Raw genomic sequence first — 23,879 nt, 5'->3', positions numbered from 1 at the left:
GGGCAGGACATGAAGGCAAGGAAAAGATATCGGACCTGGAAGATGGCGGCGCTCGGCGCCGTCATCCTCGCCGGGGCCGCCGGCGGCACGGCCATGCTGGCCGGAGCCGGAGCCCAGACCTGGGACGGCTCCGCGGATACGAGCTGGTTCGACGCGACCTACACGACGTTCAAGATCGACACGCCGGCCAAGCTGGCGGGCATCGCCAAGCTCGTCAACGGCGAGAACGGCGTGGACGGCCTGAAGGGCAAAATTCTGGAGGTCGACCGGAGCCTCGACCTGTCGGCGTACGACTGGCTGCCGATCGGCACGGAATCCCATCCGTTCAAGGGCACGCTGATCGCCAAGGACGGAGCGATGTTCGGCATTTCCGGCATGCGCGTTCCGGCCGCCATTCCTTATCAGGGACTGGTCGGCAACATGGACGGCGGCACGGTCGGAGGCTTCCGCTTCGAGGCGGACGGCGAGATCGACGTCACCGTGGCGGGCAACGTCTACGCAGGCTCGGCCGTGGGCAAGATGACCGGCTACAGCATCGTCTATGATATCGAGAACGAGCTTGCGATCGAGGCCGAGAGCGGCTCCGGCGTCGCCTATGCGGGCGGCATCGTCGGCTCGGGATCTGGGCAGGTGTCCAATGCGCTCAACGAGGCGTCCGTCACCGTGGCGGGCTCCACCTATGCCGGCGGTCTGGTCGGGCATGTGTCCGAGGGCGGCCTGACGCTGAAAAAGGCGGCCAATGACGGGGCGGTCTCCGCGAGCGGCGGAGCCGCGAGCGAGCTGTACGCCGGCGGCCTGACCGGCCTGACGGCCGGGGCGCTCGACATGCAGGGCGAGAGCACTCCGATCCGCAACGGCGGCGCCGTGACGGTGTCGGGCGGCCGGCTCGCGCATGCGGGCGGCCTCGCCGGGCATTACGGCTCGCCGGTGACGTTCTCGGCCGATACGGCGAACAGCGGCGAAGTCAGCGTGACGTCGCCGGATGCGGAAGAGAGCTACGCCGGCGGCGTGGCGGGCTCGATCGGCGGCGTCCTGCCGGACGCCTCCGTCGCGCTGCGCCAGACGGCCGCGGTCCATCATGCCGGCGGCGAACGCGTCTACTCCGGTACGATCGCCGGCTTCGTCGGCCCTGCGCTGACCTGGTCCAAAGGCTTCGAGCAGGCGATTCCGATCACCGCCGAAGGCAAGGACGTTTATGTCGGCGGCCTGTTCGGCTATGCGGCGCAAGGCGTCAGCCTGACCGACGATGACCCTGCGGCGTATGTCTCGGCGGCCGCCGTCGAGGCGCAAGGCACGGGCGCCGTATACGCCGGCGGCATCGTCGGCTACAACGGCGGCGGCCTGATCCGCCATGCGTCGTTCAAAAGCGGCCTGACGGCCGACACGTCCGGCGACAGCGCCGTTTATGCCGGCGGCATCGCCGGCTATCTGGCGGCGGGAGCCGAGATCAGCAGCTCCGCTGCCGGCGGCACGGCGGCACAGCCGCTCGCGATCGTCGCCGAAGGCGAGCTGGGCGGCATCGCCGGCCATTCCGACGGCACGATCTCCGCTTCGTCGGCTTCCTGGCTGACGCTGCGGGCGCAGCGCTCCGGCAGCGCGGCCGGCGGCATCGCCGGCGCCGCCTCCGGCACGATTGCAGGCGCTCGCGCCGGCGATCCGTCTGCGTCCGATTCGGCGAGCCTTCGCTTCGAGACGGCGATTGCTTCGCCGGCGGGCGGACGCGACGACTTCGCTGCCGGCGGCCTGATCGGCCGCGGCATCGGCGAGCTGACGGTAAGCGGCAGCCGGGTCGACCGGGTATCCGCCGCTCTGCCCGCGGGCATGACGGGAGTCGCGTTCGGCGGCGCGGCGGGCCGGATCGACGGCGCGGCCGTGCTCGGCACCTCGGCGCAGCCGCTGGAGGTCCGCGCGGTCACGCTGGAGGCGCCGGCCGACGAAGCCGCGCTTGGCGGCGGCATCGGCCGGCTTGACGGCTCCGCTCAGGCGAGCCTGCTCGTATCCGGCTTCGAGGTTGACTCTTCCGGCGCCCGCGCCCGCATCGGCGGCATCGCCGGCGAGAACGCCGGCAGCCTGAGCGGCGGCGCGGCCGAGGCGGTCACGATCCGCTCGACCGGCGCGGACGCGCGGCTCGGCGGGGCGGCCGGCCTCAGCCGCGGCTCGATCCTCGGCGCCGCGGCGCGCAGCGTCGCGCTTGCGGCCGGAGGCTCCGGCGCGGAAGCGGGCGGACTCGTCGGCCGGCTGGAAGGCACGGCGGACAGCCGCGCCTCGCTGACCGACTCGAAGCTTGAAGGCGGCGAGTCGCCGACGGCAGCGGCGACGGCGGCGGGAGCGCGCATCGGCGGCATCGCCGGCTACGCCGTCCATGCCGATCTCATCCGTCCGGCGGCGCTCGCGGAAGCGCCGAACTACGTCGCGCTCACGCTGAGCGCGCCCGGCATCGAGGCCGGCGGCTTGGCCGGCCGCGCGGACAGCAGCCGGATCGAGGGCGACCTGCAGCGCGTGAATATGCAGAACCTGCTCTTGACCGCATCGGCGGACGCTTCGCAGGCGAAGGCCGGCGGCCTGGTCGGCAGCAGCGTCGAGACGACGCTGCGCGGCCTCGTCGGCAGCGGCGCGAGCTTGCTGCTGAGCGGTCCGGATACGGCGGCGGGCGGACTGGCGGGCACGCTGAAAGGCGGCGAGGGTGCTGCGATCGTCGATACGGTGTTCGGCGGCATGCAGCTGAAGGCCAACGCCTCCGCAAGCGGCAGCTTCGTCGGCGGCATGGCGGCACGGCTGGAGGCGCGCGCGAGCGACCCGGCAGCCGCTCCGGCCAGCTCGAGCGGCGTCATCGTCAACAGCCGCGTATCCGGCAGCGTGCAGGCGCTCGCGCCGGGCATGACGGTCGGCGGCCTCGTCGGCGAGAACGCCAGCCTGATCGCCAATGTCAGCGTGACGGACAAGATTCCGGTTTCCTCCAAAGGCGCGAACGCCGTCGTTGGCGGCTTCGTCGGCCGCAACGCGGCGGCGGGCAGTCTCTACTACACGTACACGAACGCCAATCTGACGATCGAGGGCCAGGGAACGCTGGCCGGCGGGCTCGTCGGCGACAACGCCGGCCGCATCCTCGCCTCCTATACGGACCTGGATCTGACGAGCAAAGCCTACGGCACGTCCGGCCAGCCGGTGTTCCTCGGCGGCCTCGCCGGCCGCAGCTCCGGCACGGTCGAGCAGTCGTACGCCGCCTCCAAGGTGACGGCTTCCGGCGCCTATGCGCAGGCCGGCGGCCTGCTCGGCGAGCTTGCGGGCGGCTCGGTCAAAAACGCCTACAGCGCCAAGAGCGTGACGGCTTCGGGCAGCGGCTCGTATGCCGGCGGCTTCGCCGGCCGGATCGTCTCCGGCCGCATCTCGTCGAGCTATTCCGCCGCCGAGGTGTCGGCGAGCGGGACGGCGCTGGCGGGCGGCTTCGCCGGCCGCTACGACAACGCGAGCAAGGAGCTGCTGTACAAGAGCTATTACATCAAGGACGAAAAGCTCAACCTGAACAAGGATCTGCCTGACTTCGCCGACGGCGAGTACCGCTGGCTGAGCGTGCTCGGCCGCCTGAGCACGATCCTGTCGTCGACGCTGTCGGACCGCTCGGAGTTTCCGGCGCTGTCGGGCTGGGATTTTGCCGGCGCCTGGAAATACGGCTCGCTTGGCGCCCAGTACCAATATCCGGAAGTAAACCGCGCGGCCAGCAGCGGCGGCGGGGAAGAGGGCACGGGCGGCAACGTCAACGCCAACCTCAACTGGTACTTGCGCGACAAGGACGCGACGACGTTCCAGATCGGCACGGAGGCCGAGCTGGCAGGTCTGGCGGCCATCGTCAACGGCACGCTTGTCGGCGTCGAGCCGTTCAGCTTCGCCGGCCGCACGATCGAGATCAAAGGTCCGATCCATGTGCAGTCCGCCCAGTGGAGCCCGATCGGCGTCAGCGAGGCGCTGGCGTTCCAGGGCGAGCTGCTCGGCGGCGGCCATCTGATCGACGGCTATGCCGTCAGCGGCGAGGTTCCGTTCGGAGGCTTGTTCGGCGTCATCGGCGCGGACGGCTCGGCGAGCGGCCTCGCGCTGGAGCCGAAGGAAGCGCGCGGCTCCTCGTATGCCGGAGCGCTGGTCGGCCTCAACTACGGCCGCATCGCCGACATCGCGCTGAAGCTGCCTGCGGGAGCGTCTGTCTCCGGCGGCGTCGCCGGCGGCATCGTCGGCCGCAGCGAAGGCGCGGCGGACAGCCTGCGGGCCGAGCTCGCCGGCGGCCGCGTCGAGAGCGCGGCGGCGGGCGGAGCGGCCGGCGGCATCGCCGGCGAGAACGTCTCCGCGATCGCGGCCGGCAGCTGGAGCCTGACGACGTCGGGCGAAGCGGCCAGCGTCATCGCGGCAAGCGGCGACGAGGCGGCGGCGGGTGGCCTGGCGGGACGCCAGAGCGGGACTTCCTCGGCGCTGAAGCTGGAGCTGACGCGGCTCGCCGTCGAAGCCTCCGGCATTGATTCCGCGGCGGGCGGCCTGTTCGGCTCCTACGCGGACGGCGACGCCTCGGAGCTGTCCGTCTCGTTCGGCGAGGCGGTCTCCGTGAGCGCCGGTGCGGACGACGCGGCGGCGGGCGGCCTGATCGGCCGCTCGGCAGCCGGCAACGGCCTCAGCGGCCTGAAGGTCGAGGCGGCTCCGTCCGCGCTCGGCGTAACGGGCGGCGGCTCTGCCGGCGGCTTGATCGGCGAAAAGACGGGCCGCGGCATCGTGGCCTGGGACGTGCGTGACGCTTCGGTCCAAGGACTGGCCGTAAAAGCTCCGGCCGGCTCGGACGAGGCGGCGGTCGGCGGACTGATCGGCCGCGCGGACCAGACAGCGCTTGGCGGCGTCAAGGCCAGCTTCGCGTCGCTGGACGCGCGCGGAGAGGCCGTTTATGCCGGAGGCATCGTCGGCCGCGCGGCGGAGACGACGATCCAGGACGCCGAGGCGTCCGGACCGATCGCCGCCGCGCTCGACGCCGGCTCCGCCGGCGCGCTGGCGGCTGGCGGCATCGCCGGCGAGCTGAGCGCATCGGACCGCGATGCAGGACTGCGCTTCGGCGGCCTCTATCCGCTGTACCGCGGCCTGTATCAGGCGGAGTACGAAGGCCAGCTGCACCTGGCGGCCGCAGGCGGCGAATCCGCGCTGCATGCGGGCGGCCTCGTCGGAGCGCTGCGCGGCGCCTCGATCTATGACTCGCAGAGCCGCGCGCATATCGCCGCCGGCTCGGCGGGCGAGCTCGACGCGGGCGGCATCGCCGGCTTCAGCAGCGGCATCCTCGTCCATGCCGATGCGTTCGGCGGCATCGACGCCTCCGGCAGCGGCGTCTACCGCGTCGGCGGCCTTGTCGGCCGCGCGCTGGACGGCGAGATCCACTACAGCCGGGCCGTCGCTGCCGGCGGATCGCGGATCGCGGTCGGCACGGCGCTGACGATCGGGGAAAATCTCCCGGCGACGTTTGTCGGCGGCGCGCTCGGCCAGGGCGACCGTCTCGTCGTCGCCCGCAGCTCCGCGTCGATCCCAGTCGACGTAGCTGACGGCAACATCGACACGACGCTGTATGCGGGCGGCTTCGCCGGACAGCTCGGCGAAAACGGCGCGGGCAGCGGCTCGATCCGCTACGCCTATGCGGACGGCGCGGTGACGGCTGCCGGCAAGCGCGGCTCCTACGCGGGCGGCTTCGCCGGCTCCATCAACCGCTTCGCCGTCGAGGACAGCTATGCGTCCGGCTCGGTCAGCAACACCGGCCAGGACACGCGTACCGGCGGCTTCGCGGCCGCCGTCGAGCGCAGCGGCAGCGTGCTTCGCTCCCATGCGCTGCAGGAGCGCGTCGCCACGACCGGCCTCGCCGGCACGACCCGCTCGTATACGGGCGGCTTCGCCGGCTACAACGACGGCAAGATCGAGCAGGCGTACGCGTCCGCGATCGAGCTGGCCGTCAGCGCCAAGGGCACGGACACGCATAAAGGCGCGCTCGTCGGCTACAACTTCCGCGACGGCCGCATCGCCTTGTCCGCCTACAGCGGCAGCGGCGCGGCGGTAGGACGCAACGCTGGGGCGGCGGCTTCGGCCGAGGCCGTGCCGGCGCGCGATCCGCGTCCGGCGGGCAGCTGGGCGGCGACGTACGATCCGTCCGTCCTGCTCCTGTCCGCAGACGGCGAGATTGCGATCGGCAGCCGCGCGCAGCTGGACGGCTACGTTCGGCTGAGCAACGACACCGGCGCCGCCTACTTCAAGCTGTTCGACCGCGCGGCCACGGCTTCGCCGCTCGGCTCCGGCGACAAGCTGCGGCTGACGGCGGACATCGACCTGTCCGCGTTCGGCTGGACGCCGCTGCAAGCCTTTGACGGCGAGCTGGCCGGCGACGGCCATCGGCTGATCGGCCTGCGCGCCGACGGCGGCAGCGGCGACGCGGCGCTCGCGCTCGTCAACCGCGGCCGCATCGCCGACCTGCAGCTCGTCGGCGCGAGCGTGCAGGCCGGCCGTCATGCCGGCCTCGTCGCCGCGATCAACGCGGACGGCGGCGACATCCGCGGCGTCACGGCCGAGGGCAAAGCTAGCGGCGGCGCTGGCGCGGGCCTCATCGCCGGCGTCAACGAATCGGGCGGCATGCTCCGCGACGTCACGGCCGAGGGCTCGGCGAGCGGCGCCGACGCGGGCCTCGTCGCCGGCATCAACGCGGACGGCGGCGACATTCGCGGCGCGACGGCCGAAGGCTCGGCCAGCGGCCGCCTGAGCGCCGGCCTCATCGTCGGCGACAATGCCGGCCTCATCGCCGAGTCCGGCGCCGCCGGCCTCGCGCGCAGCGAAGCCAGCGCCGGCGGCATCGCCGGCATCAACCGCCAGGACGGCGTCATCGAGCGCTCGTACAGCGCGGCCGATGCGTCGTCCAAAGGCGCGGAAGCCGCCGCGGGCGGCGCGGCCGGACGCAACGACGGCCGCATCTCCGACACGCTGGCGTCCGGAAGGGCGACGGCGGACGGCACGGCGCTCGCTTGGGCGGGCGGCCTCGCCGGCCGCAGCGCAGGCGCCGTCGAGCGCTCCGTCGCGGGCGGCGAAGCGGTCGCTTCGATCCAGGGCGCGCTCGTGCCGGGACGCAGCTTCTTCGGCGGCCTCGCCGGGCAGCTGGCGGACGGCGGCAAGATTGCCGGAGCGTCGTTCCATCGGCAGCTGGTCAAGCGCGGCGTCGCTTATTACGACGCCGCAGGCATCATCCGCACGGAGGGCGGCCTTGACGGCGCGGCTCTGACGAGCGGCACGCTTCCGTCCGGCCTGTCCGGCGGCGTCTGGCGCGCAGCGGCCGGCTTCTATCCGGCGCCGTCCGACAGCCCGCTCGCCCGCCTGGCGGCCGCGGCCGTCATGCCGGCGGCCGGCGACACGATCAACCGCCTGACGGCAGGCTTCGGCCTCAGCCGGGCGGACGGCCTCCTCTGGAGCGCCGATCCGTCGCTCGTTCAGCTCCATTCCGGCTCCGGCCGGCTGCTGGCCGACGGCGTCGCCGAGCTCCAAGCCTCGCTGGGCGGCTTCGCCCGTACGATTGTCCTGAACGCGCCGGAGCTGCGCTGGCCGCAGGCCGCAGCCGCTCCGCAAGTCGTCTCGGGCGATCGGGAGTTCAAGGAGAAGGTCGAGATCGTCCTGTCCGCCGAGCCGGGAGCCGTCATCCATTACACGCTTGACGGCAGCGAGCCGAGCGAGCAATCGGCCGTCTACTCGTCGCCGATCCTGCTCAAGGCGACGACGACGCTGAAGGCGATCGCAGTCGTGCTCGGCAAGGAGCACAGCCCGGCGCTGAGCGGCGAGTGGAAGCTGCAGCCGCCTTCATCGCCGTCGGGCGGAGGAGGGTTCTTCTTCCCGGCGCCGAGCCCGTCTCCGACGCCTGAGCCTAAGCCTGCCGTCGAATCGAACATCGGCAAGCCGGCGATCGGCGACGAGCAGCCCGCCGCCGTGCGCGCGCCGCGCGGCAGCATCCTGCGGCTGACCGCGCCGGAGGGCAAGTGGATCCGCTATACGACCGACGGCAGCGACCCGACGGAGTCCAGCCTGCGCTTCACCGGCGAGCTGGTGCTGAACCGCTCCGTGACGGTGAAAGCGCTCGTCGAAGGCGACAAGCGCATCCTGACGTACAAGTTCGACGTCGGCGCCGCGCAGTACAGCCTGCGCAAGGATGCCTCGACCGTGCGCTACGCTTCCGGCTATGCCGACGGCATGTTCAAGCCGGACGCGGCGATGAGCCGCTACGAGCTGATCGAAGCGCTTGCGCCGCTGCTTGACCGCGAGGAGGGCGAGCTGTACAACGCCTTCCCGGACAAGTCGGGACGCAGCGACCAGCTCGTCGCCTTCTTCGCATCCGCCGGCATCGTCGGCGGCTATCCGGACGGCACGTTCGGCGGCGACCGCGGCCTGACGCGGGCGGAGTTCGCTGTCATCGCCGCGCGGGCGCTCCAGATCAGCGTCGACGGCGATGCCGTGCCGAAGCAGAAGGATGCGCGCAAGCACTGGGCGTCGAGCTTCATCGCCGCCCTGACCGATGCGGGTTATATCCAGGGCTTCCCGGACGGCAGCTTCCGTCCGAACAGCCCGCTCACCCGCACGCAGGCGATCTCGCTGCTGAACCGCATGGCCGGCACGGCCAAGCGCGCGGACGCCGGGCCGCATTATGGCGACGTGCCGCCGAGCCACTGGGCGTACGCCGACATCATGGCCGCAGCCCGCGACTGAGCCGGCCGTCCGGCCAGGCATGATTTCCGATCCAGGAAAGGAAGTTAAGCGATGAAAAAAGGATGGATCGCCGTCCTGGCTCTAGCCGCCGTGCTGGCGGCAGGGCCGTATGCGGCAGGCACGACGCAGGCGGAGCGGCAGGCGCCGCTGGCGGCCGATGACAGCTACCGGCTCGCCTCGAGCGCCGTGTTTTACCTGAGGGCGCTCGGAGCCGACGGCACCGTCGGCGCGACAGGCACCGGCGTGATGCTTTCCGCGAGGGGCGATGCCGCGACCGCCTATCATGTCGTGAAGGGCGCGGCGAAGCTGGAGGCGGTGCTCGCGGACGGCAAGACCGTCTCGCCGGTGAAGGTCGTCCGCTACGACGAGCGGACCGATGCGGCCGTACTGGAGCTGCCTGCTCCGAAAAGCGGAGGCGGCTATCCGTTCGTCGCCCGGCGCGCGGAGAAGCTGGAGCATGGCGACGCAGTCTATGCGATCGGCTATCCGCTCAAGCAGACGCCGATCGTGACGCAGGGCATCGTCAGCAGCCCGGACGCGGTCGTGAGCGGCCGCAGCCGCGTGCTGATCGACGCCGCCATCGCGAGCGGCATGTCGGGCGGTCCGCTGCTCGACGAGCAAGGGCGGCTGGCCGGGATCATATCCGGCTCGCTGCGCACGATGGCCGGCATCCATCTGGCGGTCGGCATGGCCGATCTGAACGCTTTGCTGCCGGACGGCTTGCGGACGGCGGACTGATTTTTGCTTGGCGGGGCGGACGGGTGGTATGATGGGCTCAGCCATATCGAAGGAGATGAAGCCATGAACGTATACGACAAAGCTTACGAATTGGCCAAAGCTCTGGAAGACAGCCACGAGGCGAAGACGATGCGCGCCGCGCGCGCGGCCGCCGACGCCGATCCCGACGCCCGCCGGATGCTGTTCGATTTTCAAAAGAAGCAGGTCGATCTCCAGCAGCGCATGATGAGCGGCGAGGAGCCGTCGGCCGACGAGCTGGAGGGCATGAGCCGCCTGTACGAGGTGCTGAGCCTCAATCCGCTCGTGCAGAAGTATTTCGAGGCGGAAAAGCGCCTCTCTGTCGTCGTCGAGGACGTCAACCGCATCATCGGCAATTCCTTGCAGTCCCTGCTTCTCTCTTCCGAGTAGTCCAATGACCGGAACCGGAAGCTTGGCGGCCCATCTCCCTGCCCGGGGGGAGCGGGCCGCTTTTTTCATGCCGGGAGGAGACTCGAGCCTCTAACGGGACAACGGCGGCTTTCCAGTGCACCGGATCGGCATCGAACCGAACCTCTTGACCTAAACTTAAGTTTAGCGTTTATCATGAACTTCTGAACTTGCAGAGTTGGCCACAGATTTGGCGAGAGGTGGATGAAAATGGAATTGGATTATGCAAAGCTTTGCCAGGAAATTTTGAAGCAGGAAAAGCTGCTGCAATTTGACCAGTTTACGAATGAGATGGCTTTTGAAATTGGGCTGATGCTAAAAAACAAGGCAGAAAAGGATGGCAAATGCATCGTTGTCAATATCCAGAGATATGGGCAGACTCTATTTCATTTTGCACACGAAGATACCTGTATGGACAATGAAGTTTTTATTGCAGCCAAAAACAGGATTGTCAATCGCTTCTTCCATAGCTCTCTCTATTTCGTATATCGTCTCAGAGAATCAGGGAAGACGCCGGAAGAGGCTTTTCGTGTAGACTCCATGGAATTCATTCCTTGCGGAGGCGGATTTCCCGTTATGATAAAGAACGTGGGCGTTGTCGGTACCATTACGGTTTCGAACATGGCGGAGGAAGACGACCATAGGTACATCGTGGAGGTCCTGCAGGAGTATTTAAAGGTGTAAGACCAGCCTATTCATGAGAAGCGCCGAAAACCGTGCCGGACGATGCAGCCAGCTGCTTCCCTGTATATCCGTCACAGCGTAAACTCGTCATCGCGCCGATGACGAGTGTTTTTTATACGAACGAGATGCAGCACGATTGGCGAAAGCTTCTGGAACGTCATTTCGCCAAGGGGCATGGGAAGATCGCGATGCAGACGATCGAGCTGGCCTCGATGGTTATCGCCTCGATTCCGATGATCATCCTGTACCCGTTCGCGCAACGAAAGGAAGGGGGATCGCCATGCAAGCGCCATTGTTCAGAGATCCGATCTACGACGGAGCGACCGATCCGACGCTCATCTACAACCGGGCGGCGGGAGAATGGTGGCTCGTGTATACGAGCCGGAGAGCGACAGCGGAAGGGCCCGGTGTCGCATGGGTTCACGGCAGCGACCTCGGCGTCGCCTCCTCTGCGGATGGCGGCCGAACCTGGGTATACCGGGGCACGCTGTCCGGTCTGGACTTCGAATGGGGCCGCAATACGTTCTGGGCCCCGGAGATCGTGTGGCATGACGGCATCTACCATATGTACGTCAGCTATATTCAGGGCGTCCGAACGGACTGGTCTGGCCCGCGGACGATCGTGCATTATACGAGCGCGGATCTGCTCGACTGGAGGCTGCAAGGTCCGTTGCGGCTCAGCTCGGACCGGGTGATCGACGTCTGCGTGCACGAGAAGCCGGGCGGCGGATTTCGCATGTGGTATAAGGACGAAGGGAACGGCTCGGCCACCTATGCGGCGGACAGCGATGACCTGTACGAGTGGAAGCCGGTCGGTGCCGCGCTGGCCCATCGCGGACACGAAGGGCCGAACGTGTTCCGCTTCAAAGGCAGCTATTGGATGATTGTCGACGAATGGCGGGGGCAGGGCGTCTTCCGGTCCGACGATCTGGAGAGCTGGGAGCCGCAGGGCCTCATTCTGGACGAATCCGGGCTCCGCGACGACGACGCGGGCTTCGGCCATCATGCAGATGTCGTCGTGTCGGGCGACGAGGCGTACATCTTCTACTTCACCCATCCGGGACGCTCGCAGACCGAGGCGGGAGGCAAGGCAGGCTACGAGCAGCGCCGCTCCTCCGTGCAGGCTGCCCGACTGGAGGTTCGCGATGGCCGGCTCGTGTGCGATCGGAACGAGGTGTTCGAGCTGAATTTGAAGGCGGAATAGCAGCACATAGTCCCTGATCCCTGCCCCTCTTCAAGCAAGAGCATGTTCTTCCATCCGCCCGCATACAGTGGAAGAGACAAGCCAAGGGGAGGAACAGGGCGATGAGAAAGTGGAAGCACGGCATCTATCTGCTCGCCGCGCTCGGCATGCTGGTCTATGCGCTGCCGCGGCTCGAGCTGAGCGGCGCCTGGACGGCTGCGACCGTGTTCGGCATCATGTGGTCGGCGCTCGCGATGCTCGTCATCGCGGCCAACCTGCGGGCGCTGGCGAGCGACCGCGAGCGGGAGCGGCGGCGGATCGCGGCGATCCGCCGGCAGCAGGCGTACAGCCGCGAGCAGGCCGCCGCCCGCCGGCGCTCGGCCCGGCGGGGCGGCTGATCCGGCGCGGGACGAGCTTGCCGAGGTGTCGAAAACGGGCTCTCGAGCCGATATGTTCCATAGTCCGCCCTTGAGGAGGACGAAAGGAGGCTGACGGCCCATGAGCAGCGTCTCGCAAGGATTGGCCGCTTCGGCCGCGATGACCCAGCATGCGCTGGCGCTTGCGGTCGGCACCGGCGTCATGAACATCTCCAAGGACATGTTCGAGCAGCAGGGGCAGCAGCTGGCGGAGATGATCCGCCAGGCGCCGCATCCGACGCTCGGCGGCTCCCTGGACATCAAGGTGTAGGCCGCATCATCCAAAAAGAGCCTCGCCCCGGCCGGAACGGCTGGCGGCGGGGCTCTTTTTGCAAGCTATTTCCAGCCCGCAGCGAGCGGCTGAAATCTTGACCGCTGTAATTGAAAATGATAATCTTTATCAATAGGTATGCGATCTACATCCGAGGTGACCCGTACAAATGAAAATGATGGAACGATTGGAAACCTTCCTTGTCTTGGCGGAATGCGGCTCGTTCACGGAAGCGGCCAAAAAGCTGTTTTGCTCGCAGCCGACGATCAGCCATCATATTCAGAAGCTGGAAGAGCAGTTCGGGGCTCCGCTGTTCATTCGTACGGGCAGGACTGCGCAGCTGACGAGGCAGGGCGAGATTTTCCTCGACTACGCCAAGCAGATCGAGCAGACGATGCTGCAGGCCGGGAGCGCCATCGAGAGCTCCATGAAGACGGAGAGCTCGATCGTTTCCGTCTACGTCAGCCAATACTTCGCCAATTATTATTTCGACGAGATCCTCCCGACGCTCCACGCCTCCGATCCCCCATACCGGCTCGAAATCAACGCGTACTGCTACGAGGCTCTGAAACAGGCCTTGGTCGACCGCAAGACGGACTGGGCGATCATGCCCTATTACCCGGACGACGACTTCATCCGCTCGGACTTCGCCGTGCATGCGCTGTTCGAGGACGAATTCATGCTGGTGCTGCCTCCCGAGCATGTCCTGATGAATCGCAAGACCATTTATGCGAGAGATCTTCAAGGCGCGACCGTACTCCTGCCGCGGAGCCCGTTTTTGATCCGCTCCTTGCAGAAGGAGATGGATCGGCACGGGCTGCGGGTGCAGTATTTGCAGATGAGCAACTTCGAGGTCATCAAGCAGGCGGTCAAGAGCGGGCTTGGCGCCGCTTTCCTCCCGTATCGAGCGATCCGCAAGGAGCTAGAGGCCGAGGAGCTGACCGCGAAGCGGCTCCCCTTCTTCGGCTATCTCAGGCAGAACGGCGTGCTCGTCCGCAAGGGCGCCCGGTTCACGGCCGAGGAGCAAGCCTTCTTCGAACGGCTGCGTCCGCATTTCGACGAAGGGGCTCCTGCAGGGCGGAGCGCGTTTTCCTGATCCATCCCGGCCGCCGGCCATAAAAAAACAGAATCGAATCATCAAAAAAAAGAATAGGAGCGTTCCATTGCCCTGCAGTCAAGGAAAAATGGAACGCTTCGCCTTTTGATGATATTGATAATCATTATCACTGTTATTATACTTAAGCCAGTTCTCATCCTAGATAAAGGTGGAGGTCAAGTTCATGCAATGGACAAGGGGAAATAAACGATGGATCGGCTTCGCGGCAGCGCTGGTCCTGCTCGTCGCAGGATGCTCGAGCAACGGCGGCAGCGAGAACGCGACGAACGACGCCGCGGCGCCGTCCGCAGGCGAAGCCGCAACGGCAGCAAGCGTGAAGGAGCTCAAGATCGGCGTGGCCAGCGACTCGGGTCCGCTCAACCTATACACGACCAGCGACGACTATTTGCTTGATCTCGTGTTCGACAAGCTGTACGGCCCGTCTCCCTTCGTCGACGAGCCGCAGCCGCTGCTGGCGGAATCCGCCGAGCAGCTCGACGACTTCACCTGGACGCTCAAGGTCCGCGACGGCGTGACCTGGCATGACGGAACCCCGTTCACGGCCGACGACGTCAAGTTCACGTTCGAATACTACCGCGACGGCCCGCAGAACCGGTTCTCCCACCATGTGAGCGAGGTGCCGAAAATCAGCACGATCGACAAGGTCGACGATTCGACGCTCAAGTTCACCTGCGAATACGCTTGTCCGTCGCTGAAAAGCGTCACGTTCGCCGATCTGCCGATCTTGGCCAAGCATGTCTGGGAGAAGGTGGACAATCCGCGCAAATTCACCGAGCTGGCAGTCGGTACAGGCCCGTATAAGCTCGTCGAATATGTTCCGGACCAGTATTACAAGTTCGAAGCGAACGAAGCGTACTTCCTCGGCCAGCCGACGGTAAGCAAGATTACGATGCCGGTCATCAAGGACCAGACGGCGATGTTCAACGCGCTTCGCGCCGGCGAGATCGACGTCGCGGCCAAAAGCGTGCCGGCGGAGCTGCTCGGCAACATCGAGGACGGAGGCAAGCTGAAGGTCAAGCGGACGGCGGAGCTGGCCATCGTCGAGATCAAGCTGAACTACGACAAGGAGCCGTTCGCCAACGAATCGTTCCGCAACGCCTTGTCGCTCGCGATCGACCGCCAGACGATTACCGATACGGTCCTGCTGGGCCATGCCCGCGCCGGCTTGACCGGATACCCGCATCCGGATTCCCCGTGGACCAACCCGGATCTGAGCACGCCGTTCGACGCCGAGCAGGCGCGCGCCGTTCTCGACGGAATCGGCTACAAGGATGCGGACGGCGACGGCTTCCGCGAGGACGCCTCCGGTCAGCCTCTGAAGATCAAGCTCGCGGTATCCTCGGCAGAGCCGACGTACATCCGCACGTCCGAGCTGCTGAAGGAGCAGTTCGCGGCGGCCGGCATCGACGTCGCCGTCGAGGTGATGGATCCGTCCGCGCTGACCGCGATCAGCTCGGAGCGGACGTTCGACATGATGATCGGCATGATCGGGCCTCATGGCGTCGGCGACCCGGACCAGTTCGTCATGTCGCATTATGCCGGCTACCTCTGGAAAAAAGGCGTTCCCTATCCGGCGATGGACGCGCTGATCGGACAATGGAAGCAGGAGACGACGATCGAAGGGCGCAAGCAGATCTCCTTCCAGATGCAGGAGCTGTTCAACAAGCAGCCGACGAGCCTCGCCGTCTATTATCCGGAGCAGAACTGGGCGTACGACCCGGATAAATTCGCCGATTGGGTGGAGACGCCGGGCTACGGCATGATCCACAAATATTCGTTCCTGGGCGAGATCGGCAAGAAGTACGCGACGAACGAAGCGTGAGGATCGCCGGCAAGCTTCTGCAATACGCGCTCGTCATCCTCGTCGCGCTGACGCTGAACTTCGCCTTGCCGAAGCTTGCCCCGGGCGACCCGCTGAGCTTCGCGATCGGCGAGGCGCTCGCGCAGGAGATGACGCCGGAGGCGCGGGCCAAGGCGATGCAGGAGGCCGGTCTGGACGGCACCCTGCTGGAGCAGTACGGGAGCTTTTTGAAAGGAGCGCTGACGCTGGACCTCGGCCACTCGACGAAGCTCGGCGAGCCTGTCGTCGACGTGCTGGCGGATCGCCTGCCGTGGACGCTGCGGATCGTCCTGCCGTCCTTGGTCCTCAGCGCGCTGATCGCGGTCGCGCTCGGAGCTTACGCCGCCTGGAACCGCGGCCGAAAGCGCGATCTATGGCTGCTCGGCGGCATCCTGACGATGGAGTCGATGCCCGGCTTTTGGCTGGGCATGATTCTGATCGCGGTCTTCGGCGTCCAGCTCGGCTGGTTCCCGACCTACGGGGCGGCTCCGCTGTTCAGCGCCGGCGGCTGGTCGTACGCGGCCGCCGTGCTGCAGCGGATGGTGCTGCCGGTGGCGACGATCACGCTCGTCTCGCTCGGCTCCTATTTCCTGCTGACGCGTTCGGCGATGCTCGATTCCTTGGGGCAGGACTACATGATGATGGCCGAGGCGAAAGGGGCGGGGAAGCGCCGGCGGATCTGGCACGCGCTCCGCAACGCGCTGCTGCCGGTGTATACGCATATGACGATGAGCCTCAGCATGCTTGTCGGCGGAGCGGTCGTCGTCGAGACGGTCTTCTCGTATCCCGGCATCGGGAGCCTGCTGTACGAGAGCGTGCTCGCCCGCGACTTCCCGATGATGCAGGGCGTCTTCCTGCTCATCACGCTCGCGGTCATCGCGGGCAACATTTTGGCTGACCTGACCTATCCGCTTGTCGATCCGCGGGTGCGCAGCAGACGGCCTAGGGAGGGAACGAGATGAAGCTCGGAACGCTCGGCGGCACGGGCAGAGCCGGCATGATGGGGCGGATCGGCCTCTTCCTGCTCGGCGCGATGATTCTGTTCGCGCTGCTCGGCCCGCTGCTCATTCCGCATGATCCGATGGAGCGCACCGGCGCTCCGCTCGCGGCTCCCGGCGACGGGCATCTGCTCGGCACGAACGATATCGGCCAGGACATCCTCGCGGAGCTGGCGGCCGGCGCCCGCGTGTCGCTGACGATCGGCCTCGCAGGCGCTGCCGCGTCCATGACGATCGGCGTGCTCGTCGGCGTGCTGGCCGGCTATCGGGGCGGCTGGACCGATACGCTCCTGATGAGGGCGGTCGACGTCAGCCTGACGCTGCCGTTCCTGCCGCTCATGATTCTGCTCGGCGTCTTTCTCGGGCCGAGCATGTCCACGCAGATTCTGGTCATCGCGATCCTGATGTGGGCGAAGGTCGCCCGCGAGCTGCGCTCGCAGATTCTCTCGATCCGCACGCGCGGTCCGGTCCAATCGGCCCGAGCGATGGGAGCCGGGGACGGCTATATCCTCCGCAAGCACATCCTGCCGATGACGCTGCCGCTGCTGATTCCGCAATTCATCCAGGCGGTGACGGCTTCCATCCTGATGGAGTCGTCGCTCAGCTTTCTCGGACTCGGAGATCCGCTGGCGAAGAGCTGGGGGAGCATCCTCTTCTATGCGAACGCCCGCAGCGCGTTCCTCACCGACGCCTGGATCTGGTGGGTCGTGCCGCCCGGGCTGTGCATCGTCTGGACGGTGCTCGGCTGCTCGTTCATCGGCTACTGGCTGGAGGAAAAGGCCAGCCCTCGGCTCAAAAGCTATGCGGCGCCGGCGGAGCGGGGCGCCCGAGGCTGGTTCCGCAGCCGGCCGAGCCGGACGGCGGCGTCCGCCGCGAAGGCGGGCGAGACGCTCCGCATCGACGGCTTGACGGTCGAGTATCCGAAGCCGGACGCGCAGGAAAGCGTCGCCGCGCTCCGCGGAATCGAGCTTGTCGTCAAGCCCGGAGAGATCGTCGGCATCGTCGGCGAGTCCGGCAGCGGCAAGACGACGCTCGCCGCGGCGATCATGCAGATGCTCAAGCATCCGGCCGAGAGCGCCGGCTCGATCCGCTTCGCCGGCGAGGAGCTGACGGAGCTGTCGGATCGCGAGCTGAGGGCGATAAGAGGACATCGGATGGCGCTTGTTCCGCAGGCGGCGATGAACGCGCTGAATCCGGTCTGGACGGTGCGCAAGCAGCTGACGGAGGCGATTACATGCCACCGCAAGCTGAGCCGAGCGGAGATGGAGAAGCGGATCGGCACGCTGCTGGAGCAGGTCGGCATCGAATCGCGCTGTCTGCAGGCGTATCCGCATGAGCTGAGCGGAGGCATGAAGCAGCGCGTCGTCATCGCGATGGCGCTCGTGAACGAGCCGGCGTTCGTCATCGCCGATGAGCCGACGACGGGGCTGGACGTGCTGGTGCAGGCGGAGATCGTCGCGCTGCTGCAGCGGCTGCAGCAGCAGCTCGGCATCTCGATGATCTTCATCTCGCATGATCTGCCTGTCGTCAAGCGCATCGCCGACCGCATCGTCATTCTCGAGCGCGGGGCTGTCGTCGACGAAGGCGATCCCGAGCAGCTGTCCCGCCATTCGACGCATCCCTATACGAGAAAGCTGATGGACGCGATTCCATCCATCGGCCGGCTGGAGCAGCCGCTGGAGCGGCCGCGACCGGCGCAACCGACGCCATCGCCGGAGCCGCTGCATGCCGCTGCCGGACGGTAGCGCCAGCAAAGGAGAGGAACGGATGAGCCATTCAACGAATCGGGCGGAAAGCCCTCCGACAGAGCCGCTGCTCGCGGTCAAGGGCTTGCGCAAGCAGTACGAGGCGTCCGCCTTCAGCTCGGCGGGCAAGGAGGTTCTGCGAGGCGTAGACTTCCAGGTGCAGCCGACCGAGACCGTCGGCATCGTCGGCTTGAGCGGCGCGGGCAAAAGCACGATCGGCCGGCTCGTCGCCGGCTTGGAGCGGCCGGACGGGGGAGAGATCCTTTATTCCGGCCAGTCCATCGGCCGGCTGCGCGGCGCCAGACGGCGCCAGGCGGCCAGCGGGATCGAGATGATCTTCCAGGATCCGTACGAGTCGCTGTCTCCCCGCATGCGCATCGCCGACCTGGTCGCGGAGCCGCTGCGGATCCGCAAGAAATATCGCGGGAACCGGGCAGGGCTGGAGCAGGCGGTGCGCACGGCGCTTGCGAATGTCTCGCTTCCTCCCGAGCGGTATATGGCCCGTTATCCGCATGAGCTGTCCGGAGGAGAGCGGCAGCGCGTCGGGCTCGCTCGCGCTTTCGTCGATCCGCCGCGGCTCGTCATCGCCGACGAGCCGACCTCGATGCTCGACTCGTCGCTCCGGCTCGAGCTGCTGGCGCTGATGGATCGGCTTCGCCGCGACAGCGGCACCGCGACGATGCTCATCACGCATGATCTGGCGCTGGCCTACCGGTTCTGCGACCGGCTGCTCGTGCTCAGCGACGGGGAGATCGTCGAGAGCGGCACGCCGGCGCAGGTCATTGAGCAGCCGGCGCATCCGTTCACGCTCCGGCTCGTCCAGGCGCTGCGGGAGTTTCACCCATGACGGCGGCAGCGATGATCGCGGCCGAAGGGCTGCGCGTGCGCTATGGCGGCCGCACCGTTCTCGAGGACGTCGCCTTGCGGCTGGAACGCGGAGAATTCGCTTATTTGATCGGCCGGTCCGGCTCGGGCAAAAGCACGCTTTTGAGCTTGCTTTATCGGGAGCTGGTCGAATTCGAGGGAAGCCTCGAGGTGGCGGGGAGGCCGCTGCGGGATTATCCGAGGCATGAGCTGCGCAGACGGATCGGCGTCGTCTTCCAGTCCTATGAGCTGCTGGAGGACAAGACCGTCTTCGAGAACATCGCGATGGCCGGGGAAGTTCGCGGGATGGCGTCCGGGCCGCTTCGCCAGGAGATTCCGACGCTGCTGAAGCGGGTCGGACTGGACGGCCGGGAGCGGGATTATCCGGCGCAATTGTCGGGCGGAGAGCAGCAGCGCGTCGCCATCGTGCGGGCGCTGATCGGCAAGCCGGAGCTGCTGCTCGCCGACGAGCCGACCGGCAATCTCGACGCGCAGACGGCGAGCGGCGTATTGGGACTGCTGAGGGAGCTGCAGCGGGAGACGGGGATGGCGATGCTCGTCGTGACCCACTCCCGGGAGCTGCTCGACGCGTTCCCGGCGACGGCATGGGAGATCGACGAGGGAAAGGTCCGAAAGCATGAATATCGCGAATTATTACGTTAAAGAAGCCTGGAAAGGCGTCAGGCGGAACGCCGGAGCTTCGGCGGCCTCCGCGGCGCTCATCCTCGCAGCCTTGCTCGTCATGGGCTTGCTGCTGATGGCGCGCGCCGGACTGGCCGGGGTATCGCACTACTTGCATGCCCAGCTCGAGATCAAGGTTTATGTGGAGGAAGGCATCGATTCCGCGCGGGTGGCGGACATTTTGGCGGAGCAGCCGTTTGTCGCTTCGGCCTCGCTGCAGACGGGAGAGCAGCTGCTGGAGCAGCTGCAGTCCTTTTTCGCCGGCAAGCCTTATCTGCTGGAGGCGTTCCGCGACGGAGCCTTGCCGGACGCGGTCGTGCTCGTCCTGAAGGAGGCCGAGGACATGGAATTCGCGGCGCAGGAGCTGTCGCGGATGGACGGCATCCAGCAGGTCGTCTACCCGCAGGAGCTCGCGCAGCAGCTCGTCTACTGGTCGGGACTGCTGCAGTCGGCGGGCCTCGCGGTGTTGGCGTTCCTGCTCGCTCTCGCGTTCATGATCGTGTTCCTGGCGATCCGGCTCGCTCTCTATCAGCGCAGCAAGGAAATCCGGCTCAAGCTGCTGCTCGGAGCTCGCGCCGGCCATGTCAGGGGGCAGTTCCTGCTGGAGGGAGCGGTCGTCGGCCTGGCAGGCGGGGCCGGAGCCGCGCTCGTTCTGAGCGCGCTCGGGCTGGCCGTCAAGCGGCGGCTGACGGAGGCGTACGGCGAGATCCTCTCCCTGGACGGCCCGGCGATCGTCGTCCTTGCGTTGCTGGTGGCGCTGGCGGGTCCGATCCTCGCCGCGGCCGCCTCCTATGCCGCCGTGCGCAAGAGGATCCGCGATGCGTAGCGGCAGCGCGCCGCAGCCTCGCCAAGCAGGAAGGCGCCGCAGGGCCGGACTGCTGCCGGTGCTCGCCGTGCTGGCGAGCCTGCTCGTCGGAACGGCGGCTTACGCCCATCTTACGGGAGCGTTCGCCGAGTATCTGGCCGTCGTCTACGACGAGTCCACGACGGACAAGCTGCGCGAGGATCTGGAGACGGCGAGAAGGGAAATCGCGAAGCTCGAGCCCGAGCTGGACGCGAGGCGGAAGACGTTTTTGGAAAACCGCGAAGCCGCCGTGCCCAAGCTGCTTTTTTATCAGGATCGGGGGCTGGACCTGTCGCTGGAGCTGCTTCGCGGCGCGGGATCGGTCACGGACCTCCTGGGCAGCCGCTGGCTGCTGCAGCGGCAGATCGAGCTCGAGCTCAATCGGCTGGACGAGCTGTACCGGAGCTATCTGCAGGTCGGGCTGACGCGCCAGTCGCTGCAGAGCCGCCAGGAGCTGCTCGCGATGATCGAGAGCAATCTCGCGCTGCGGCAGCCGTTTCTGGACAGCGTCGGCGAGCTCGGCCTGGAAGAAATCGCGAACTATCTGGATATCGACTGGGTGAGCGAAGTCGAGGAGCCGCTGAAGGCCGCCTTGCTGGCGGATGCGGGAACGGTGGCGGAGTCGTGGCGCGAATGGCTGGCCGAGTCTCCGCTGGACGGCTCGCTGGAGCTGGCGGCGGGCTGGCTGAACGAACGCAGCGGGCTGTCCTACTATTTTCGCGCGGATCATCTCTATGCCGTCTACGAGCAGGAAGGAGCGAACGTCATCCTGATCGGACAGCTGCTGCAAAATGAACGCGGCGACGCGCAGCTCATGCTGGAGGCCGGCTTCTACAACGGCTTCGCCGTCCCGGACAAAGCGCTGGAGGAGCTGAAGGGCTTCGAGCTGCCTTATGCGGAGCTGAGGCGCCTGCCCGGAGCAGGCGAGCAAGCCTATCTGCAGCAGGCGGAAGGAAGAATCGTCGTCGTCGCAAAAAACGATTAGCGCAAGGGAGAGACGGAAGTGGAAAAACACGAAATCGCCGTATTGGACATCAAGGTAGGCGTCATGGGAGAGGTGCTGGGCAGTACCGGCTACAGCTACATCGACATGTACGAGCTGCCGCATGCCTCGCTCGACGCCTACGCCTGCCTCGTCATCAACGGGTCGAGCGATCAGGAGTTTCTGCTCAAGCATAAAGCGGTCATCGAGAACTTTCTGGATCAAGGCAAGGTCGTCCTGTTCGGCGGCCAATTGTTCCGTCCTTGGCTTCCGGGAGGCTCGGACTTCATCCCGCGCACGATCCACAGCCACCTGGACTATCATATTACCGTCGCCAAGGAGCATCCGATCTTCGAGGGCGTCGACCCGAGCGAGCTGACGTACAAAAAGGGAGTGGCCGGCTTTTTCGCGCGCGGCCATCATCCGGTCCCGGAAGGCGCCGAGGTGCTGCTCACGCTGCCGGACGGCGAGCCGACGCTGTATATCGACCGCAGCAGCACGAAGGGAACGCTCATGGTCAGCTCCGGCTACAACCTGCTCGGCTATCGCGACGGAGACTCGACGAGCCTGATCGGCGAGCGGGTCGAGGCGTGGATCGAGCAAGAATACAAGCAGCTGCAAGAAGGAGTGCCGTCCCGATGAGAAAAATCGCCGCTTTATATTCCGGATTGTCCTATCAGAACCGCGCCTGGAACGAGCCGAAATACCGCAAATACATCGCCGATATCGTCTATGTCCCCGACATGGGGCCGGAGTCGCTGGCGGGCTTCGATGTCGTGCTGCTTCCGTCGAGGCTGCACACGGGCCTGCTGATGAAGCTGAAGCCGCTGCTGGACAGCTTTGCGGCTCAAGGAGGAACGGTGGTCGTATTCTGGCCGAACGACGCCGAGCAGATCGTGCCGAATCAGAACTGGGAGGACCGGCCGACGAACTTCTGGTGGTGGCTCGACAAAAACGCCAAGAGCGGAATCGAGCAGCGCAATCCCGGGCATGACCTGTACAACTACATCACGCTGCAGGATGCGACCTGGCATTACCACGGCGTGTTCTGGCCGCAAGGAGACGTCGTGCCGCTCGTCGAGACGGAGGACGGCGGGGCGATCCTCTACGTCGACAAGAGCAGCACGGCGGGAACATGGGTCGTCACCAGCCTGGACCCGGAATTCCATTACGGCTCGTACTTCATGCCGGCGACGGAGCGGTTCCTCGACGGCTTCCTTCCGTGGCTCGCCGAAGGCGAGCTGTAAGGAGCGTGCTCGCGATGCTCCGGATGGGCAAGGGAGGAAGAACAATCGTGCTGGCGGCGATGCTGCTGCTGGCATCCGCGGCCCTCGATCCGTTCCGGGCGGCCGCCCATGTCGTGACCAGCGCGAACGCGTATGCGGACATCTCCTTGTCCCCCGCCCAGGAGGAGATCGTGCTGCTGACGGGGATGGGCATCATCGCCTACTCCCATGATGAGACGACATTCAGGCCGCTGGACAAGCTGAAGCGCTCGGAGCTCGCCTACTGGGCGGCGGAGTTCCATCGACAGGCCGAAGCGGGCGCGACGGCGGAGCAGGCGGCTCGGTCCGCGCTGTCGGCCGGCTTGATCGGATCGCTCGATGGGAATGCGGACTATGGGGATGTGAACCGGGCGTTTTTCGGCGGCGAGCTGACGCTGGAGCCGTCCGGGAAGCTCCGGCCGGACGACGAGCTGACGAGAGAGCAGTTCGCCGCGTTCGTGTCCGAGAGGCTGCAGGAGCCTCTCTCCGAAGGGACGCTGCCGGAGCAGGCGGGCTACGAGAGCGGCCCTGCCGGGATCGTCGAGCGGGTCGTCGTCGAAGAGGAGCGGGATGGGTATGACGTTCAGATCGGGGATCAGTCCTACCGGCTCTACGAGCATCCGAGAGTGATGGGGGCTTCCTCCGATCCCGCTCAATGGGAGGGGCAGGTCCTTGTCCGCTCCTGGACGAAGCCCGATGCGGCGGATTCGCGGAAGCTCGCGCTGCATGTGCTGGATTTCAGCGCGGCTGAGGCCGGGGCGGAAGCCGCTGCGGAAGCCGCTGCGGGAGCGGATGCAGGCGGAGCCGCCGGAGTGGATGCGGATGCAGGGGCCGATGCGAACGCGGGCGCGGATGCGGTTGCCGGCCATGCGGGGCATGCCGCGGCCGGCGAGGCCGCGTCGGCGCAGGCGCAGCCGGAAGGCAGGCTGTCGGCGGTTGCCGTCGGAGCCGTCGGAGCCGCCGCGCTGCTGTTCCTGCTCGCCGCAGCAGCTGCGCGGCGGCGGAGAAGAAGAGACGCCAAGCCGGCGGAATGATTTTGAATCGAAGCGGACCGCCAGTTTTTGCTGGCGGTCCGCTTCTTTG

18 protein-coding genes are annotated in these 23,879 nt (G+C 66.8%); all 18 read left to right on the top strand.

Features of this window, described 5'->3' with window-relative positions:
• The first annotated feature begins 9 nt into the window (after positions 1–9).
• Positions 10–8,742 carry a chitobiase/beta-hexosaminidase C-terminal domain-containing protein gene (locus NYE40_RS17430; RefSeq protein ID WP_339278736.1) on the top strand — a complete coding sequence of 2,911 codons (8,733 nt, stop codon included), beginning with the start codon at positions 10–12 and terminating at the stop codon, positions 8,740–8,742.
• A 51-nt stretch (positions 8,743–8,793) separates the two neighbouring features.
• Positions 8,794–9,480: a serine protease gene (locus NYE40_RS17425; RefSeq protein WP_339278735.1), complete on the top strand. Its 687-nt coding sequence runs from the start codon at positions 8,794–8,796 to the stop codon at positions 9,478–9,480.
• A gap of 63 nt (positions 9,481–9,543) precedes the next feature.
• Entirely contained in the window at positions 9,544–9,888 is a 345-nt protein-coding gene (locus NYE40_RS17420; RefSeq protein WP_153784042.1) for a YlbF family regulator, read from the top strand.
• A 228-nt stretch (positions 9,889–10,116) separates the two neighbouring features.
• On the top strand, positions 10,117–10,590 hold the full coding sequence (locus NYE40_RS17415; RefSeq protein WP_339278733.1) for a heme-degrading domain-containing protein: 474 nt from the start codon (positions 10,117–10,119) through the stop codon (positions 10,588–10,590).
• Between the two features lie 280 nt (positions 10,591–10,870).
• The gene (locus NYE40_RS17410; RefSeq protein WP_339278732.1) at positions 10,871–11,794 is read left to right on the top strand and encodes a glycosyl hydrolase; all 924 of its coding nucleotides are present in this window, start codon (positions 10,871–10,873) and stop codon (positions 11,792–11,794) included.
• Between the two features lie 101 nt (positions 11,795–11,895).
• Positions 11,896–12,171, top strand: a complete 276-nt coding sequence (locus NYE40_RS17405) for a hypothetical protein (RefSeq protein WP_101807972.1) — start codon at positions 11,896–11,898, stop codon at positions 12,169–12,171.
• Positions 12,172–12,271: 100 nt separating this feature from the next.
• Positions 12,272–12,460, top strand: a complete 189-nt coding sequence (locus tag NYE40_RS17400; protein ID WP_028599110.1) for a YjfB family protein — start codon at positions 12,272–12,274, stop codon at positions 12,458–12,460.
• A gap of 169 nt (positions 12,461–12,629) precedes the next feature.
• A complete protein-coding gene (locus NYE40_RS17395) occupies positions 12,630–13,556 on the top strand; it encodes a LysR family transcriptional regulator (protein WP_084137328.1) in 927 nt (308 codons plus the stop codon).
• Positions 13,557–13,740: 184 nt separating this feature from the next.
• Positions 13,741–15,399 (top strand): ABC transporter substrate-binding protein, encoded by a 1,659-nt coding sequence (locus NYE40_RS17390; protein ID WP_339278731.1) that lies wholly within the window; start codon positions 13,741–13,743, stop codon positions 15,397–15,399.
• A complete protein-coding gene (locus NYE40_RS17385) occupies positions 15,396–16,379 on the top strand; it encodes an ABC transporter permease (RefSeq protein ID WP_028599108.1) in 984 nt (327 codons plus the stop codon). Before NYE40_RS17390 ends, NYE40_RS17385 begins: the two co-directional genes overlap by 4 nt.
• Positions 16,376–18,160 (top strand): dipeptide/oligopeptide/nickel ABC transporter permease/ATP-binding protein, encoded by a 1,785-nt coding sequence (locus NYE40_RS17380; RefSeq protein WP_084137326.1) that lies wholly within the window; start codon positions 16,376–16,378, stop codon positions 18,158–18,160. The genes NYE40_RS17385 and NYE40_RS17380 overlap by 4 nt, the downstream gene beginning before the upstream one ends.
• Positions 18,161–18,182: 22 nt before the next feature.
• Positions 18,183–19,007: a dipeptide/oligopeptide/nickel ABC transporter ATP-binding protein gene (locus NYE40_RS17375; protein ID WP_052333292.1), complete on the top strand. Its 825-nt coding sequence runs from the start codon at positions 18,183–18,185 to the stop codon at positions 19,005–19,007.
• Positions 19,004–19,687, top strand: a complete 684-nt coding sequence (locus NYE40_RS17370) for an ABC transporter ATP-binding protein (RefSeq protein ID WP_240479025.1) — start codon at positions 19,004–19,006, stop codon at positions 19,685–19,687. Before NYE40_RS17375 ends, NYE40_RS17370 begins: the two co-directional genes overlap by 4 nt.
• The gene (locus NYE40_RS17365) at positions 19,662–20,531 is read left to right on the top strand and encodes a permease-like cell division protein FtsX (protein WP_028599106.1); all 870 of its coding nucleotides are present in this window, start codon (positions 19,662–19,664) and stop codon (positions 20,529–20,531) included. Before NYE40_RS17370 ends, NYE40_RS17365 begins: the two co-directional genes overlap by 26 nt.
• Positions 20,524–21,534 (top strand): hypothetical protein, encoded by a 1,011-nt coding sequence (locus NYE40_RS17360; RefSeq protein WP_052333291.1) that lies wholly within the window; start codon positions 20,524–20,526, stop codon positions 21,532–21,534. The genes NYE40_RS17365 and NYE40_RS17360 overlap by 8 nt, the downstream gene beginning before the upstream one ends.
• 18 nt (positions 21,535–21,552) lie before the next feature.
• Complete coding sequence (locus NYE40_RS17355; protein WP_052333290.1) at positions 21,553–22,173, top strand: hypothetical protein; 621 nt, start codon at positions 21,553–21,555, stop codon at positions 22,171–22,173.
• Complete coding sequence (locus NYE40_RS17350) at positions 22,170–22,778, top strand: hypothetical protein (protein ID WP_028599104.1); 609 nt, start codon at positions 22,170–22,172, stop codon at positions 22,776–22,778. Before NYE40_RS17355 ends, NYE40_RS17350 begins: the two co-directional genes overlap by 4 nt.
• Before the next feature lie 14 nt (positions 22,779–22,792).
• The gene (locus tag NYE40_RS17345) at positions 22,793–23,830 is read left to right on the top strand and encodes a hypothetical protein (protein ID WP_052333289.1); all 1,038 of its coding nucleotides are present in this window, start codon (positions 22,793–22,795) and stop codon (positions 23,828–23,830) included.
• The last annotated feature ends 49 nt before the right edge of the window (positions 23,831–23,879 follow it).

It is taken from the genome of Paenibacillus sp. FSL W8-1187, from assembly GCF_037965485.1.
Taxonomy (GTDB): Bacteria; Bacillota; Bacilli; order Paenibacillales; family Paenibacillaceae; genus Paenibacillus_O; species Paenibacillus_O pasadenensis.
Note: the sequence above shows the minus strand (reverse complement) of the source record. Positions and strands in the feature narration are given on the sequence as shown.

What these genes read in the sequence shown, in the direction of transcription:
- NYE40_RS17430 (WP_339278736.1), top strand. Translation starts at nt 10, where the DNA reads ATGAAGGCAAGGAAAAGATATCGGACCTGGAAGATGGCGGCGCTCGGC.
- NYE40_RS17425 (WP_339278735.1), top strand. Translation starts at nt 8,794, where the DNA reads ATGAAAAAAGGATGGATCGCCGTCCTGGCTCTAGCCGCCGTGCTGGCG.
- NYE40_RS17420 (WP_153784042.1), top strand. Translation starts at nt 9,544, where the DNA reads ATGAACGTATACGACAAAGCTTACGAATTGGCCAAAGCTCTGGAAGAC.
- NYE40_RS17415 (WP_339278733.1), top strand. Translation starts at nt 10,117, where the DNA reads ATGGAATTGGATTATGCAAAGCTTTGCCAGGAAATTTTGAAGCAGGAA.
- NYE40_RS17410 (WP_339278732.1), top strand. Translation starts at nt 10,871, where the DNA reads ATGCAAGCGCCATTGTTCAGAGATCCGATCTACGACGGAGCGACCGAT.
- NYE40_RS17405 (WP_101807972.1), top strand. Translation starts at nt 11,896, where the DNA reads ATGAGAAAGTGGAAGCACGGCATCTATCTGCTCGCCGCGCTCGGCATG.
- NYE40_RS17400 (WP_028599110.1), top strand. Translation starts at nt 12,272, where the DNA reads ATGAGCAGCGTCTCGCAAGGATTGGCCGCTTCGGCCGCGATGACCCAG.
- NYE40_RS17395 (WP_084137328.1), top strand. Translation starts at nt 12,630, where the DNA reads ATGAAAATGATGGAACGATTGGAAACCTTCCTTGTCTTGGCGGAATGC.
- NYE40_RS17390 (WP_339278731.1), top strand. Translation starts at nt 13,741, where the DNA reads ATGCAATGGACAAGGGGAAATAAACGATGGATCGGCTTCGCGGCAGCG.
- NYE40_RS17380 (WP_084137326.1), top strand. Translation starts at nt 16,376, where the DNA reads ATGAAGCTCGGAACGCTCGGCGGCACGGGCAGAGCCGGCATGATGGGG.
- NYE40_RS17375 (WP_052333292.1), top strand. Translation starts at nt 18,183, where the DNA reads ATGAGCCATTCAACGAATCGGGCGGAAAGCCCTCCGACAGAGCCGCTG.
- NYE40_RS17370 (WP_240479025.1), top strand. Translation starts at nt 19,004, where the DNA reads ATGACGGCGGCAGCGATGATCGCGGCCGAAGGGCTGCGCGTGCGCTAT.
- NYE40_RS17365 (WP_028599106.1), top strand. Translation starts at nt 19,662, where the DNA reads ATGAATATCGCGAATTATTACGTTAAAGAAGCCTGGAAAGGCGTCAGG.
- NYE40_RS17360 (WP_052333291.1), top strand. Translation starts at nt 20,524, where the DNA reads ATGCGTAGCGGCAGCGCGCCGCAGCCTCGCCAAGCAGGAAGGCGCCGC.
- NYE40_RS17350 (WP_028599104.1), top strand. Translation starts at nt 22,170, where the DNA reads ATGAGAAAAATCGCCGCTTTATATTCCGGATTGTCCTATCAGAACCGC.
- NYE40_RS17345 (WP_052333289.1), top strand. Translation starts at nt 22,793, where the DNA reads ATGCTCCGGATGGGCAAGGGAGGAAGAACAATCGTGCTGGCGGCGATG.